The organism is Candidatus Woesearchaeota archaeon (genome assembly GCA_018303405.1).
Classification (GTDB): domain Archaea; phylum Nanobdellota; class Nanobdellia; order Woesearchaeales; family JABMPP01; genus JAGVYD01.
The window spans coordinates 43,743-55,511 of the sequence record JAGVYD010000003.1 but is presented as its reverse complement, the minus strand read 5'-3'; the positions used below and the strand labels follow the sequence as shown (position 1 = coordinate 55,511).

15 protein-coding genes are annotated in these 11,769 nt (G+C 45.0%); 8 read left to right on the top strand and 7 right to left on the bottom strand.

All coding sequences use genetic code 11. From position 1 onward, the window contains the following. Positions 1-150 precede the first annotated feature (150 nt). The 7 genes from J4227_00730 (at position 151) to J4227_00700 (ending at position 8,200) form a co-directional block, all read left to right on the top strand. Entirely contained in the window at positions 151-426 is a 276-nt protein-coding gene (locus J4227_00730) for a DNA-directed RNA polymerase subunit L (GenBank protein ID MBS3109039.1), read from the top strand. Positions 427-616: 190 nt separating this feature from the next. Beyond that, positions 617-796, top strand: a complete 180-nt coding sequence (locus J4227_00725) for a hypothetical protein (protein MBS3109038.1) — start codon at positions 617-619, stop codon at positions 794-796. Next, positions 793-5,115, top strand: coding sequence for a hypothetical protein (locus tag J4227_00720; GenBank protein ID MBS3109037.1), 4,323 nt, complete (start codon positions 793-795; stop codon positions 5,113-5,115). The genes J4227_00725 and J4227_00720 overlap by 4 nt, the downstream gene beginning before the upstream one ends. 147 nt (positions 5,116-5,262) lie before the next feature. After that, the gene (locus J4227_00715; GenBank protein ID MBS3109036.1) at positions 5,263-6,006 is read left to right on the top strand and encodes a 50S ribosomal protein L1; all 744 of its coding nucleotides are present in this window, start codon (positions 5,263-5,265) and stop codon (positions 6,004-6,006) included. Beyond that, on the top strand, positions 6,003-6,869 hold the full coding sequence (locus tag J4227_00710) for a 50S ribosomal protein L10 (protein ID MBS3109035.1): 867 nt from the start codon (positions 6,003-6,005) through the stop codon (positions 6,867-6,869). Before J4227_00715 ends, J4227_00710 begins: the two co-directional genes overlap by 4 nt. A gap of 21 nt (positions 6,870-6,890) precedes the next feature. Further along, positions 6,891-7,205: a 50S ribosomal protein P1 gene (gene rpl12p, locus J4227_00705; protein MBS3109034.1), complete on the top strand. Its 315-nt coding sequence runs from the start codon at positions 6,891-6,893 to the stop codon at positions 7,203-7,205. A 95-nt stretch (positions 7,206-7,300) separates the two neighbouring features. Continuing rightward, positions 7,301-8,200 carry a hypothetical protein gene (locus J4227_00700; GenBank protein ID MBS3109033.1) on the top strand — a complete coding sequence of 300 codons (900 nt, stop codon included), beginning with the start codon at positions 7,301-7,303 and terminating at the stop codon, positions 8,198-8,200. Positions 8,201-8,248: 48 nt separating this feature from the next. On the opposite strand, the gene J4227_00695 is transcribed toward J4227_00700, so the two are convergent. Genes J4227_00695 through J4227_00675 form a run of 5 tightly spaced genes read right to left on the bottom strand, consistent with a single transcriptional unit; the run spans position 8,249 to position 9,960 of the window. Then, positions 8,249-8,446 (bottom strand): 30S ribosomal protein S27ae, encoded by a 198-nt coding sequence (locus J4227_00695; protein MBS3109032.1) that lies wholly within the window; start codon positions 8,444-8,446, stop codon positions 8,249-8,251. 24 nt (positions 8,447-8,470) lie between these two features. Continuing rightward, entirely contained in the window at positions 8,471-8,812 is a 342-nt protein-coding gene (locus J4227_00690) for a hypothetical protein (GenBank protein ID MBS3109031.1), read from the bottom strand. 1 nt (position 8,813) lies between these two features. After that, on the bottom strand, positions 8,814-8,999 hold the full coding sequence (locus tag J4227_00685; GenBank protein ID MBS3109030.1) for a DNA-directed RNA polymerase subunit E'': 186 nt from the start codon (positions 8,997-8,999) through the stop codon (positions 8,814-8,816). 9 nt (positions 9,000-9,008) lie between these two features. Continuing rightward, a complete protein-coding gene (locus J4227_00680; protein MBS3109029.1) occupies positions 9,009-9,608 on the bottom strand; it encodes a DNA-directed RNA polymerase in 600 nt (199 codons plus the stop codon). A gap of 4 nt (positions 9,609-9,612) precedes the next feature. After that, the gene (locus tag J4227_00675; protein ID MBS3109028.1) at positions 9,613-9,960 is read right to left on the bottom strand and encodes a hypothetical protein; all 348 of its coding nucleotides are present in this window, start codon (positions 9,958-9,960) and stop codon (positions 9,613-9,615) included. A 305-nt stretch (positions 9,961-10,265) separates the two neighbouring features. Here J4227_00675 and J4227_00670 point away from each other — a divergent pair, with 305 nt between their 5' ends. Further along, a complete protein-coding gene (locus tag J4227_00670) occupies positions 10,266-10,595 on the top strand; it encodes a hypothetical protein (protein ID MBS3109027.1) in 330 nt (109 codons plus the stop codon). Positions 10,596-10,598: 3 nt separating this feature from the next. Here the strand turns inward: J4227_00670 and J4227_00665 are convergent, their stop codons facing one another. Both J4227_00665 and J4227_00660 read right to left on the bottom strand, forming a co-directional pair. After that, a complete protein-coding gene (locus tag J4227_00665; protein ID MBS3109026.1) occupies positions 10,599-10,901 on the bottom strand; it encodes a hypothetical protein in 303 nt (100 codons plus the stop codon). 21 nt (positions 10,902-10,922) lie between these two features. Then, a complete protein-coding gene (locus J4227_00660; GenBank protein ID MBS3109025.1) occupies positions 10,923-11,738 on the bottom strand; it encodes a hypothetical protein in 816 nt (271 codons plus the stop codon). Positions 11,739-11,769: the final 31 nt, after the last annotated feature.

Sequence of the window (11,769 nt, the reverse complement as noted above, 5' to 3'; positions counted from 1 at the left end):
AAGGCCCCATATGAGCTTGAATTACAAAACGCCAAAAGAAGTTTGGGACGAATTATGTAAAGCAGTTTCGTGATGTAAACCAGTTTCGGGATAACAGAGCTCATTCTCTCTCCGCAACCTTTTTAAACACCCTTCTTTTCCATAGCCATTATGCAACTCAATGTTCTTGAAAGCGAAAAAAGAAGGATTGTTGTTGAGTTCAGTGATACTGACCAGGGTTTCTGCAATGCCTTAAAGACAGAGCTGTGGAATGACGAAAATGTTGAGGCAGCTGGCTACCAGATAGAGCATCCGCTGATTGACAAGATCAAGTTTACAGTGGAAACAAATACAAAGGAAACGCCCCAGCAGGCAATTCAGTCTGCTGCAAAAAGGATAGGTTCTGGGATTGACAAGATGTCCAAGGCATTTCCGGTCATTAGGTAGGCATAGGCGGTTCTTTTTTCATCAAAACTTATTTATACAAGTTATTCTCTAAACCATATATAGATATAGCAAAAAGTATAATGTATTATATTTCAAAGTATATTATACAAAATATATAATAAAGTATTATTGAACATAAGGCAAAAAATAGAACAATACATATAATATTAAATATTACAAAAGATATAACATGAAAATCAAAACCAAGCTTTGGAAGCGAAGTCCTACTTCTTTTGCCACGACTATCCCGCAGATTGCCGTAATGCCCCTGGATGAGGACAAGGAGTACAATGTTACCTGGGAATATGATCGGCAGAATGACCTCTGGAAAGTAAAGTTTGAAGAGATTAAAAAGGGTGAGAAAAAATGAGCGATGCCCCTGTAATGCCAGGCATGGCCCCCCACTCTCCGGCAAAGGCTCCCTCCCCTGCTGCACAAGGGATAGGCAAAACTATCTTTTTTATCCTGCTATTGGCATTTATTGGAACAAATTTCTACTTTGCCTGGCAGGAAGCTGGGCAGGAATTCGGCAATATCGAATGGGTCCGGCTAGTTTATCCAAATTATTTGAAAGATGTTGTCAATGATGTGAGCAAGAGTTTTGCAACAACTGGCAGTGGTTCAGACACTACAGCCACAGATGATTCGGCCGCGACTGCCCAGCAGGCTCAGCCTGGACAGAAAGACACTGCTGAAATTGCAACAGGCGAAAAAAGACTAAAGGACCGTTTGGTTGTGCACAATCCTACTGCAAATGTTGGCCTCACAGATGCCATTAGCATTGGCGCGGGTGAATTCCTGGATGCGCTGCTGATTAATGGTGAAGTGGATTATAATGAAGTCAGGATTGAAATTGTGCCTGGCTCTGTGCAGGTGCATCCTTCAGTAAATGGGCTAAATCCAACAGCATTCTATATTTACCAGGCAAACAGGAAATATTACCTCAGATACAGGGATAATGGCGGCGATATGCCTGACACAGCTGAGCCTCTTGAGGCATTCATGACCTTGAAAATTCATGACAGCGAATTTTCTGTCAATACTGATATTAAAGTCATAGTGGCGGGCAGCTGGACAAGCAATGTGCCCGGAGGAGGATGGACAATAGGAGGAGCCTCTGTGGCTATTGTTATAGTTCTTGCATTAATGGGCAGGAATTTTGTGAGAAATCGGAAAGCAAGGAGGGCCGGGCCATCTCCAGAACCACCCGTGGGCACCATACCGCCAACTAGCCCACCGTCCGCCCCGCTTGACCAAAGCCACCACTTGTCTGAATTAGTTTGGAGAAAGCTTAAGCTTATTGACATGCTTTACAAATATGGCGCCTTCCTCGAAAAGAATAAGAGGGACCTGAACGCTTATGCTGCTGCAATTTATTCCAATCTAATCGAGGAACTGGAATTCAAAATACAAAAAAGGGGAGGAGGGATTAAGGCTCGGGACGAACTGAGAAAAGTCATAGACAATGTTGATGTTCTTAGGAGCAATTTAAAATATTTTGATTTGGAGCATCATCACCAGGACTTGCTTTCTTATATTTCGGTTAATCATGGGCGTGCACTTAAAAAGTTCGATAATGACAACAAGTTTGATGAGGCTTTCTTGGGATATATAGTACAAGCCCTGCAAAAATCAGATTCTGGCGCTCAGGAGCTGGAGCAAAAGATTGAAAAAACAGAGGAGACTCTCATAAAAATTGCAAAGGCCATTCTGCGCATCGAAGATTACCTGATTCAAAATCTTGGCAGGATTTCTGATGAAAGAAAGCCCATAGAAGAGAGATTAAAGCAGATTCTGAAGGAAGAGCATATGCAGTTGAGCAATCTTGAATCATTATGGAACAAACTGAAAGAAGATAATAGATTGAGGGAGCCAGAATTTTATAAGAGGGCCATAGAAGAGCTTCTGTCTGAAGATGCAAAAAACAACAAAGAGCTTAATGAAACAATAGCACGCGCAGCAATTCTAACCGGAAATCTAAGCCAATGGGCATCCCAGCTTGACAAGTTTAAGAGTGTTCTTCGGACAATAGCATCAAAACTATCCTTGGTTACAGGCAAGAAAGAGGATGTTGATGCTCTCATAATAAGGGAAGTTTTGGAAAAGATATCCCTTATACATAAAACATATTTTGAGGATGACCGGGTAACTCCCAAAAAAGAAATTCGTGACATGCGTGAAAGCATTTCAGAAATGGATGGCCTTAAGAAAAAGTATGCTGACTTGACATCCAAAATGGAAGGGCTTATAGCGGCCATTATTCAAAATAGGGAGCAAATGGAAAAAGAAGCAAGAGAGCGTGCAGGATCAGGCCAGACAACAACAGAACGGCCTGGCCAGGCCAATCCGCCGCAACAAGGCCCTGTAATGACTGGAACTGCCCCACCGGCCCCTCCGCCGGGAACCGAGCCTCCTCCAGGCGGCCAAGCCCATGATGCCAGCTATCAGGAAGTGGAAGGCGGGCAAGCCAAAGGGCAGGCATCGCCAAAACAGTTGAATGCTGGCAAGCCAACCACGCCGGCTCCAGACCAGGTCCTGAAAAATTTTCCTGAGAAAATGAGGAAACTGAAGTCTGATGTAGTTAGAATAAGAGGCAGCTTAAAATCAATGGAAAGCCATGATAAAGAGCTTAATCCATTAATGAGCGAAGACATGCAAATCCATGCAACAAAAGAATTCTTAATTCCAACATTCATGGGCTTTGCGCAGAGAAATGTTTCAACGACATGGCCAGGGGTCAGGGAACTCACAGAACTCGCAAAAAAAGTAACATTAGGCAAAATCCCGGACGAATTAAGGGATGAGAATAAAGTCAAAAAATGGCTGGCTAAGATGCTTGACAAGCAGGAAGATAACCTCAGGTCAGTTGAAAAAGAGATTGCCAAGGGCCAAAAGTCATTTGGAAAAATTGACGCTGTTGTGAAAATGATTCTCGAGGCAGAGGCAGGCCAGGCTGAAATTTATACGCTGTTATATGAATTGGAGCAGGACCAGGTCCTGAAAACCCAGTTGCAGAACACAACCATGTCATTGGATAAAAAAGGGGCTGAAGCGGCCGGGCATGAATTGGCCGAACGGATTAAGGCAATATTAAGAGTATTGGAGGATAATACAAGGGAAAAGAAAATCAACCTGCAAAAACAGCGGGATTTGCTGTCAAGGCCATTGCGCATTAATGCTGAAACATACAACCAAATGCTGGCTGAGGAAAAGCAATTAAGCTCCAGCATTGCGCAGAACATACGGAACCTTTCTGATCGTGCAGAGATACTGGTCCGCAAATTAAAATCACTTGAACAATTGATTGGTGAAAGCGGGAACCAGCAGGGTAGCGTCAGGAAATGGCTTTCTGCCCTAAGTAAGAAGATGAATAAGTACACGTCAACTTCTGTCAGGGGATTGGTGCTCCTTGCCTTAAGCGCCACAATTTCAGTCCAGGCATTGACAACAACTATAACACCAGGCATGATTTCCGCGGCACGTTCCCAGTCAGATAAGACCCATGTTGCGATGATGGAGCAGCAAAGGCAAAGAATGAGGGCCCAGGACTGGATCAATACAATAAACGTGCCTGGCCAGGCGCAAGAGCAGGCAATCGTCGCCCCAAATGTGCCAAAAATTGATGTGGTGGAGAACGAGGCAGTTTCGCAGTACACTGTCAGCTTCTACACCAGGGCGCCATTCTGGTTCAGCGGCCAGTTTGACAACAAGGAGGGCGCCAAAGACATGCAGGCCGCACTCGCTGCATTGGATTCCGGGCTGAATAGGGAAATAAGCCATGCCATGGCAAGGCTTGACAGGGAACTGGCCAGGGATCTGCAGGCGCGAAAGAAAACTTATGCTGAAGCGGTGAAATTGCTGAAATCAGGATCCATAACAGTCAGTGACATCGAGATTTCGTATGAAGGCCATGCCTGCGCCATGGGATGGTCTGCAAGAAACAACACAGGCAAGGAAGCCAATGAGGAGCTGAGCAAATTGCGCGCAGAACAAGCCAGGGATTCGACAGTGGGCAGGATTGACAGCATCTTGGCTCACAGGCTGGGATACAAAATGACCAATAAGGACATGGAGCAGATTTTTGTAAATGGCGAAGGCTCCATTACCGATGATATTTCAGTTAAGAATGTTGTGCAGGAGCTTAACAGCAGGGGATTCGAACTTGACTGGGAAAAAGTCAAGGCCGCGGACAGGCAGGAATTGATTAAATTTGACAGGATTTTCAAGATGCTGCAGGCTATCCAGCTCAGGGACATGCAGGCGTTAAAGGACAGGTTTGAAGCCTTTGAAAAAGACTACAATGTGGACTCAGCAAAATTAGCCAGGATTATCCAGAATATCAACCTGACAGAAAAAGATCTCTTTGAAAAGCTTAAGGGTATGATGGACGGCTTGAGAAGGGTGGATATTACAATCAAGGTTAAGACCAAGAAGCAAGTGCCAATTCCAATAATCCCAATTCCTTTTGTGCCTCCCCATGATGCTGTGCTAAATGAGCCATGGAGACCATATTTTAGCAAGCAAAAGATACTTCCCCAGAATATCAAGCCAATGAACGATGTGCGATTCAGGAAGCCGATTGGCATACCCAGAGGGGAATATGGAAAAGGGTCAAAGTCTGGTGTGGCAAGGGCACGGGGCCGCGTTTCAGGAAAAGTCGTTCGTGGCGGCAGGGGAGTCGGCAGGTAAACCGGCCGGAGCAAATACTGGATCTTTCAACTTTACTTTTTACTTTCAGATATCTTTATAAATGGCCATTTTCTCCCAAGAAGCAATATCAATGCCAGTAATCCCGCGTACTAATGCCGCGTGCGGCCTTAGCAGGGTGGAGTCAGAATGGACAAGAAAGTTGTATTGGATGCTTTGAAACAGGTAAGAGAAGGTTCTACTAAGAGGAATTTTAAGCAGAGTTTTGATTTTATTATCAACGTTAGGGGCATTGACCTCAAGAAGACTGAAAACCAAATTGAATTCTTCATGACATTAAAGCACACCAGGTCTAAAAAAGCCAAGGTATGCGCGCTGGTTGGGGCAGAGCTTTCTGATGAGGCAAAATCAGTCTGTGATTTCAGCGTTGTCCAGGATGATTTCCAGAAATATGGGCAGGACAAGAAAGCCATGAAAAAGCTTGCTGAGCAGTATGACTTTTTCATAGCACAGGCAAACATCATGCCAAAAGTGGCTGGCGCTTTTGGAAGGGTTCTTGGGCCAAGGGGAAAAATGCCAAACCCAAAGGCTGGCTGCATTGTGCCGCCCAAGTTCAATCTCCGGCCATTGTACGACAAGCTGCAGCACACAGTCAAAATTAGCCTCAAGACATCACCAATAATCCAGACAGTTGTGGGCTCAGAAGACAAGGGCGACGATGAAATTGCTGATAACATCCTGAATATTTACGATCAGGTGGTGCATCACCTTCCGAATGACAAGAACAACATCAATTCAATGTTCATAAAATTGACAATGGGCAGGCCGGTCCAGCTGCTTGAAAAAGTATCAGCTGAGGTCAAAAAACAGAAGAAAAGCCTGCTGCACAAAAAGCATGACGAGCCCAAGAAAGCCGAGGCGGTTGCCCAATGACGGTAAAAACAGAGCATATTCCGGAAGCCAAGAAGAGGAATGTCACTGACTTTGCGCAGCTTATGGACCAGTATCCGATTGTCGGCGCTGTAAACATAGAAAATCTTCCTGCTCCGCAGCTGCAAAAAATGAGGGAGCAGCTCAGGGCAAAGAACATTGTCCTGAAGATGACCAAAAGAAGGCTCATTAAGATGGCCATTGAAAAGGTCAAGGGAAAAAAACAGGGCATTGAGCACCTTGAGGCAAAGCTCGAAGGCATGCCTGCAATGATATTCTCAAAGGAAAGCCCTTTCAAATTGTTCAAGTTCCTGCAGAAAAACAAATCAAATGCGCCTGCCAAGCCAGGCCAGACCGCTCCGGCAGACATTAAGATCAGCGCCGGGCCGACTCCCTTTGCCCCAGGCCCTATTATCGGCGAGCTTGGTGCTTTGAAAATCAAGTCAGGGGTTGAAGGAGGCAAGGTTGTGATTAAGCAGGACAGCATAATTGTCAAAAAGGGAGAAAAGGTCAGCCAAAAGGCATCTGAGGTTTTGTCCAGGCTGGGGATCCAGCCGATGGAAGTCGGGCTTGACCTTGTTGCAGTTTATGAGAATGGCGAAATATTCACGCGCGACCTGCTTGCTGTTGATGAAAGCCAGTATATCAGCAACATAACCCAGGCATCAACATGGGCTATGAACCTGGCAGTTGAGGCTGGATATGCCAGCAAAGACACCGTGGAAATGCTGCTTCAGAAAGTTTACAGGGAATCAAGGGCAGTTGTTCTGGAAGGCGGAATTCCTGCGGCCGGAATGATGGGAGACCTCATGGCCAGGGCCCAAATGCAGGCAATGTCAATTAAGGCAGAGTTCAATATCAATTAATGCTTTATGGAGGTACAGACAATGGAATACATATATGCAGCGATGCTTTTGCACAAGGCTGGGCAGAAGGTTGAAGAATCCTCTGTCTCCAAGGTGCTTGAAGCTGCAGGTGCCAAGCCTGATTCCGCAAGGGTCAAGGCGTTAGTGGCCGCTTTGGACGGCGTTGACATAGACAAGGCCATCGAAAAAGCCGCAGTTGCAGCACCAGCAGCAGTTGCATCTTCAGGGGCTGGAGAAGGCAAGGCTGAGGCAAAGGTAGACGAAAAGAAAAAGGCAGAAGAAGAGAAGAAGAGCGAAGAGGCTGCAGCAGCAGGACTCGGCGCCTTGTTCGGTTAAATTTTTCGGTGTGATTTTAGTTTTCACCCACATGTTTATTATAGTTTGTTGACCAGTTGCGACGACGGCTAATACAGCAGTGATTTGGAGCGGACATGCTAACAGATCAAGAAAGAAAAAATCTTTTGGATAGAGCGGACTCATTGAAGAGGGAAGTCAATTCGTTGAAATCCTCGCTTAATGAGATTAACACCCAGAAGGAATCCTGGTTCTCAAAGAAAGAAGAGATTGGAAAAAGGATTAGGCAGCTTATTGGGGAAGTCAAGGAAGCCAAAACCAGGAGAAATGAGCTCACTAATTCTGTAAAGATTGAGAAGGCAAAAAGGCAGAAGCTTAATGAGACGATTGTCGCCAAGATTGATGAGATCAGAAAAATCAAGCAGGAAAAGGATGCAGTTTCCGGAAAAGGCAAGGAGAAGGGATTGAACCCTGGCCAGGTTAGGAAGCAGATTGCTGATATAGACCGGATTGTTGAGACTGAAGTTATTTCTTTTGACAAGGAGCAGGCGCTCATGAAAAAGAGAAAGGAGCTGAAGCGCCAGCTTGGGCAAATGGTTGCGGCAGGCGAATTGTCAGGCAGCCAGCATGGCCTTTCCATGGAAATTGACAGCCTGAAAAAAGAGGCCAATACTGTCCATGGAGAGCTGCAAACCAAGGCCGAGCAGAGCCAGCAGAGGCACGAGGAAGTGCTGGCCAAGTCCAAGGATATTGACGCGCTGAAAGTGCAGGAAGAGGAAGCCTATAAGAGTTTTTTCGAGCTTAAGCAGAAGTTTGGTGAAGTCAACAATAAGCTGAAGGAAAAGCTCACTGAGCTAAATGAAGTCCATAAGCAGCTCGGCCAGGAGATGGAAGAGCACAGGGAAGAGAAAAGGCAGCAGCGCCGGAAGACACTGAGGCAGAAAGAGATGGATGTGCAGGAAAAGATAAGGCGCGGGGAAAAGCTGACAACAGATGATTTGCTTGTAATGCAGGGCGCAGAATTGGAAGATAGGTAGTTCTGGGGGTCTGATATTTAAAAAAGTTTGAATTTCAAAAAAAGGAATTTACTTCTTCCCTGAAAATTCAGTATAATGGCAGTTGCCGCATGTTTGCCTGTCCTTGTGCTTGGCCAAAAAGAATCCCTGGCCGCACTTTGGGCAATATTTATTCTTTCTTTCCAGCTTGTTTCCTGAAACTGTGTACAATGAATGAATGCCCTTCCCTGCCTTTTTGCTTGGTGCCTTTCCGCCTTTTTCTGCCATGTTTATCACTCAAATAGCTTGTGCCTATTCCTTTTTTTCCTCAGCAGGCTTGGCTTCTGTCTTGGCCTCGCCTTCCTTGCCGGCCTCTTTCTTGCTTGAGCCCCTCTTAATCGCATACTCATACTCGATTTTCCCCATGGATGCCTCATCCTTGTAAATGTAAGCCTCAACAACTGCCCTTCCAAAGCCAACTGCTGCCTTTATTTTCTTGATTATGACAACATTTTCCTTAACGCCTTCCATGCCAGCAATCTTCTTCTTAATCTCTTCCCTTGAGGGAACAGCGCCAGTAAATCCAATCTCAAAAGTCAGCTCAGTCCTGTCGAGCATTGCCCTCTCCTGTTTCTTGACTACATTGAGCTGCATCCTAACGCACCTTTATTGCATATTCGCCTTTTTCAGATATGCCGACTTTGTTGGCTATCATGGATTCTGCTGTGTTGAGTATGTGAAGCCTGCCCTGCCAGCTTGTTGAAAAGCTGCTAGTCTTGCAAACCGGGCACTCAGCGCCTTCAACAAAAAGCTTGCATCTCTTGCATACTTTCTTTTTCATTTTTGCACCTTATTTCTTCTTGCTGTCTTTTTTATCAGACTTTGCCTCTTTCTTTTCTTCGCTTCCGGATTCTTCAGGGGCCGAATCAGCCATCCAGTCCAGCTTTCCGAGGCCAATCTGCCTCATCGTCATGCCAATCTTCGGGTTGGAGACATCCTTATAGCTTACTGCGATGATTCTTGCACGGCAGATGTCATTCACTTTCAGGCTTCTCTTGCTGTCCTTTCCAACCAGGACCTTTTCCTTGCCAAATGAGACAAAGTCGTCCATGGTTTGTGAAATATGTATCATGCCGTCTGTTGGCCCGATATTGAGGAATGCCCCAAAATCTGCAATGTCCTTGATCTTGCCAGGCATGACTTCCTGCTGCTCTGGCTTGAATGTAAGCAGTGTGAATGTCGTTTCGTAGTATGCTGCGCCGTCCCCGGAGATGATTATTCCCTCATGGACATCGTTGACATCTGAAACGTCGATCACAAACCCCAGTTCCTTGGAGATGTAGCCGTCATACTTCTTTTTTATTCGTTTAATGATGGCCTCATTCTTCTCCATGTTAAAATATCCTGGAGGCACCCTTATGTGGTCTTTCACTTGTATCTTGTAAAACATTTTTTCACCCGAATTTCAGGTATTTTTTCTGCCTGATCGTGATAATCCCTGCGCCCTTGGCTTTGAGCCTTCGCTTGAGCGCCAAGTCTTGGGTAGCGACGATGAAATTGGTGTCGGCGACCATGACAATGCCTTCATCAGCGGGCATTATGCCTGATTTTAAAATCTTCACATTTTTCCGCTTGATGAGCTCCAAAGCAAGCTTTGCCGTGCGGCCAATGTTGCCCCTGCTAGGCGCGGTCAGTTTGGACAATTCCACCACAACGCTGTCAATTGTGACCAATTCATACCTGAAGTCACATATCCTCTCAATCTCTGAGAAAATGTCAACCTTCAGAGCGCCTATGCTCATAAGCATGTTTGTGTCGAGCAGTATTTTTTTCATATTTATTTATGTGAGAGAATGGGATTAGGGTGTATTTAAAAAGCTTACTACAGGGGGGCTTTGCCCGAAAAGTTAGTTTGGGCATCAGTTTTGCGAAGCCCGTTCCCGGAGGGATTATGCATTTTTCGGGGTTGCAGAGGAGAAAAATGCAATTCGCGAGAATCTGCCATGCTGAGCAGATGCCCAAACCGGGCCGGAAGGCGAGTTTTCGGGCAAAGCATACAGGAAGAGGATGGAATTATTTATATATCAATTCATGTCACATTTTAGCAATGAGCAGGATATTGTCTGTCATTGGCATGGTACTGGGCATTGTTCTTGGGCTGAAATATTTCGGATTTTATGATGTTGGCTCCGGCGTTGGCTTTGACATTGCCTTTATTGGCGCAGTGTATTTGGTGTGTATCCAGCTATATTATTGGGTTATTCAGCATTTCGAAAACAAAGGCACGCCTGCAAGCTCTGGAATTATAAAATTGGTCTTAATTTTTCCAGGATTGCTGTATATTGTCCAGGCATTATTTGCTATTGACTTGGCCTTTGACTTGACAATAATAATTGCAGCTATCTTGTTCCTTGAAGGGTTGTATGGTATGCACTGACACTCATTCTAGCCGTTCAGCTTTATTTCTCTCCATTTGTGCCAGGCATTCTTCTTTTTGTCTTGGCGTCCAAAATTTAAGCTCCCCTAGGGGTCGCGAATGTATTGGGTGACCGCCGTGAGTGTAAGTTGCGCCAATTTTGCCAGGAACTATTATCTCAAGATGCTCTGCAGCCAAAGAAGCCTTCACAGAGTGATATTTATCCTCACCAATTATTGCTTTGGCAATAGACGAAATCTTAGTGCTTCTGATTTTTGCGGTCCTTTTTTCGCCAATCAAATTTTCGAGCGCAGAGGCTATTGTCATTTGCATCACTGTTGCTCATTATTATCTGCTAATCACGGGGGCGAGTGTTGTGCCATTTTCTCCATGGTCATTCAAAAAATATTTGGCCAAAAGGGTATGCAAATTCTGTCCTATCTCCCTTGTCTTCCTGTAATCCGGAACAAAATATGGGCTATCCATGAAAGCATACTCATTTTGTCCATGCTTTTCCCAAGCTGCAAATCTCTCCAAAGAATCCCGAGACCAGAAGCTTCTCAGTTCCCTCACTGTTGCTCCAGTTTCCGGATCAGACGCTCGCAAAATCAGGCTTATGTCATCCACTACCCCATCAGTTCTCCGCGTGTCAGAAGCATCTTCCGAAAAATGGTCAAAATTGTCTATTATGTCAATTGTCAAAGAAGTGCGTTTATTGTCGGCAGTTCTGCCATATGCCTCCAGCACATACCTGTTCAAGACACTGTCCTTCCCAAATAATGATTGTTTTGTGGTTTGGTCAACCCAAAGGTGTCCGCTTGTAAATCCAACAGGCATAAAAGGAAGGGCTTCTTCATGGATACTTGCCTGTTTCCACTGGTCATAATTGGCTTCAGCCATGATCTTTTCAATATCCCACCGCTTGAGATAAAATTCCCTTTGTTCATGCTCCTCAGTTTCACCAGTGAATGATTTTAGGGCATAGCTGCCAATATGTTCAAATGGGATTGTTTTAATTGCCAAAAGCATGCCCACTGCACCCATGCCAGCATGCTTCAAGAATTCCCGCCTTTTAATTCTGTGAAATTCTTTCTTCTGATAATCAGTCATGCCTTTTTCCATTTCTGTTTCGAAATATTTCCTTGTGTATTTGAAGTCACTCATATTTACCCCTCTATAGTACTAATAATATTAA

Excerpts from the sequence above, each read along its gene's own strand:
- J4227_00710 (MBS3109035.1), top strand. The coding sequence starts at position 6,003 with ATGACGGTAAAAACAGAGCATATTCCGGAAGCCAAGAAGAGGAATGTC.
- J4227_00700 (MBS3109033.1), top strand. The coding sequence starts at position 7,301 with ATGCTAACAGATCAAGAAAGAAAAAATCTTTTGGATAGAGCGGACTCA.
- J4227_00715 (MBS3109036.1), top strand. The coding sequence starts at position 5,263 with ATGGACAAGAAAGTTGTATTGGATGCTTTGAAACAGGTAAGAGAAGGT.
- J4227_00660 (MBS3109025.1), bottom strand. The coding sequence starts at position 11,738 with ATGAGTGACTTCAAATACACAAGGAAATATTTCGAAACAGAAATGGAA.
- J4227_00680 (MBS3109029.1), bottom strand. The coding sequence starts at position 9,608 with ATGTTTTACAAGATACAAGTGAAAGACCACATAAGGGTGCCTCCAGGA.
- J4227_00685 (MBS3109030.1), bottom strand. The coding sequence starts at position 8,999 with ATGAAAAAGAAAGTATGCAAGAGATGCAAGCTTTTTGTTGAAGGCGCT.
- J4227_00730 (MBS3109039.1), top strand. The coding sequence starts at position 151 with ATGCAACTCAATGTTCTTGAAAGCGAAAAAAGAAGGATTGTTGTTGAG.
- J4227_00725 (MBS3109038.1), top strand. The coding sequence starts at position 617 with ATGAAAATCAAAACCAAGCTTTGGAAGCGAAGTCCTACTTCTTTTGCC.
- J4227_00665 (MBS3109026.1), bottom strand. The coding sequence starts at position 10,901 with ATGACAATAGCCTCTGCGCTCGAAAATTTGATTGGCGAAAAAAGGACC.
- rpl12p (MBS3109034.1), top strand. The coding sequence starts at position 6,891 with ATGGAATACATATATGCAGCGATGCTTTTGCACAAGGCTGGGCAGAAG.
- J4227_00720 (MBS3109037.1), top strand. The coding sequence starts at position 793 with ATGAGCGATGCCCCTGTAATGCCAGGCATGGCCCCCCACTCTCCGGCA.
- J4227_00675 (MBS3109028.1), bottom strand. The coding sequence starts at position 9,960 with ATGAGCATAGGCGCTCTGAAGGTTGACATTTTCTCAGAGATTGAGAGG.
- J4227_00690 (MBS3109031.1), bottom strand. The coding sequence starts at position 8,812 with ATGCAGCTCAATGTAGTCAAGAAACAGGAGAGGGCAATGCTCGACAGG.
- J4227_00670 (MBS3109027.1), top strand. The coding sequence starts at position 10,266 with ATGAGCAGGATATTGTCTGTCATTGGCATGGTACTGGGCATTGTTCTT.
- J4227_00695 (MBS3109032.1), bottom strand. The coding sequence starts at position 8,446 with ATGGCAGAAAAAGGCGGAAAGGCACCAAGCAAAAAGGCAGGGAAGGGC.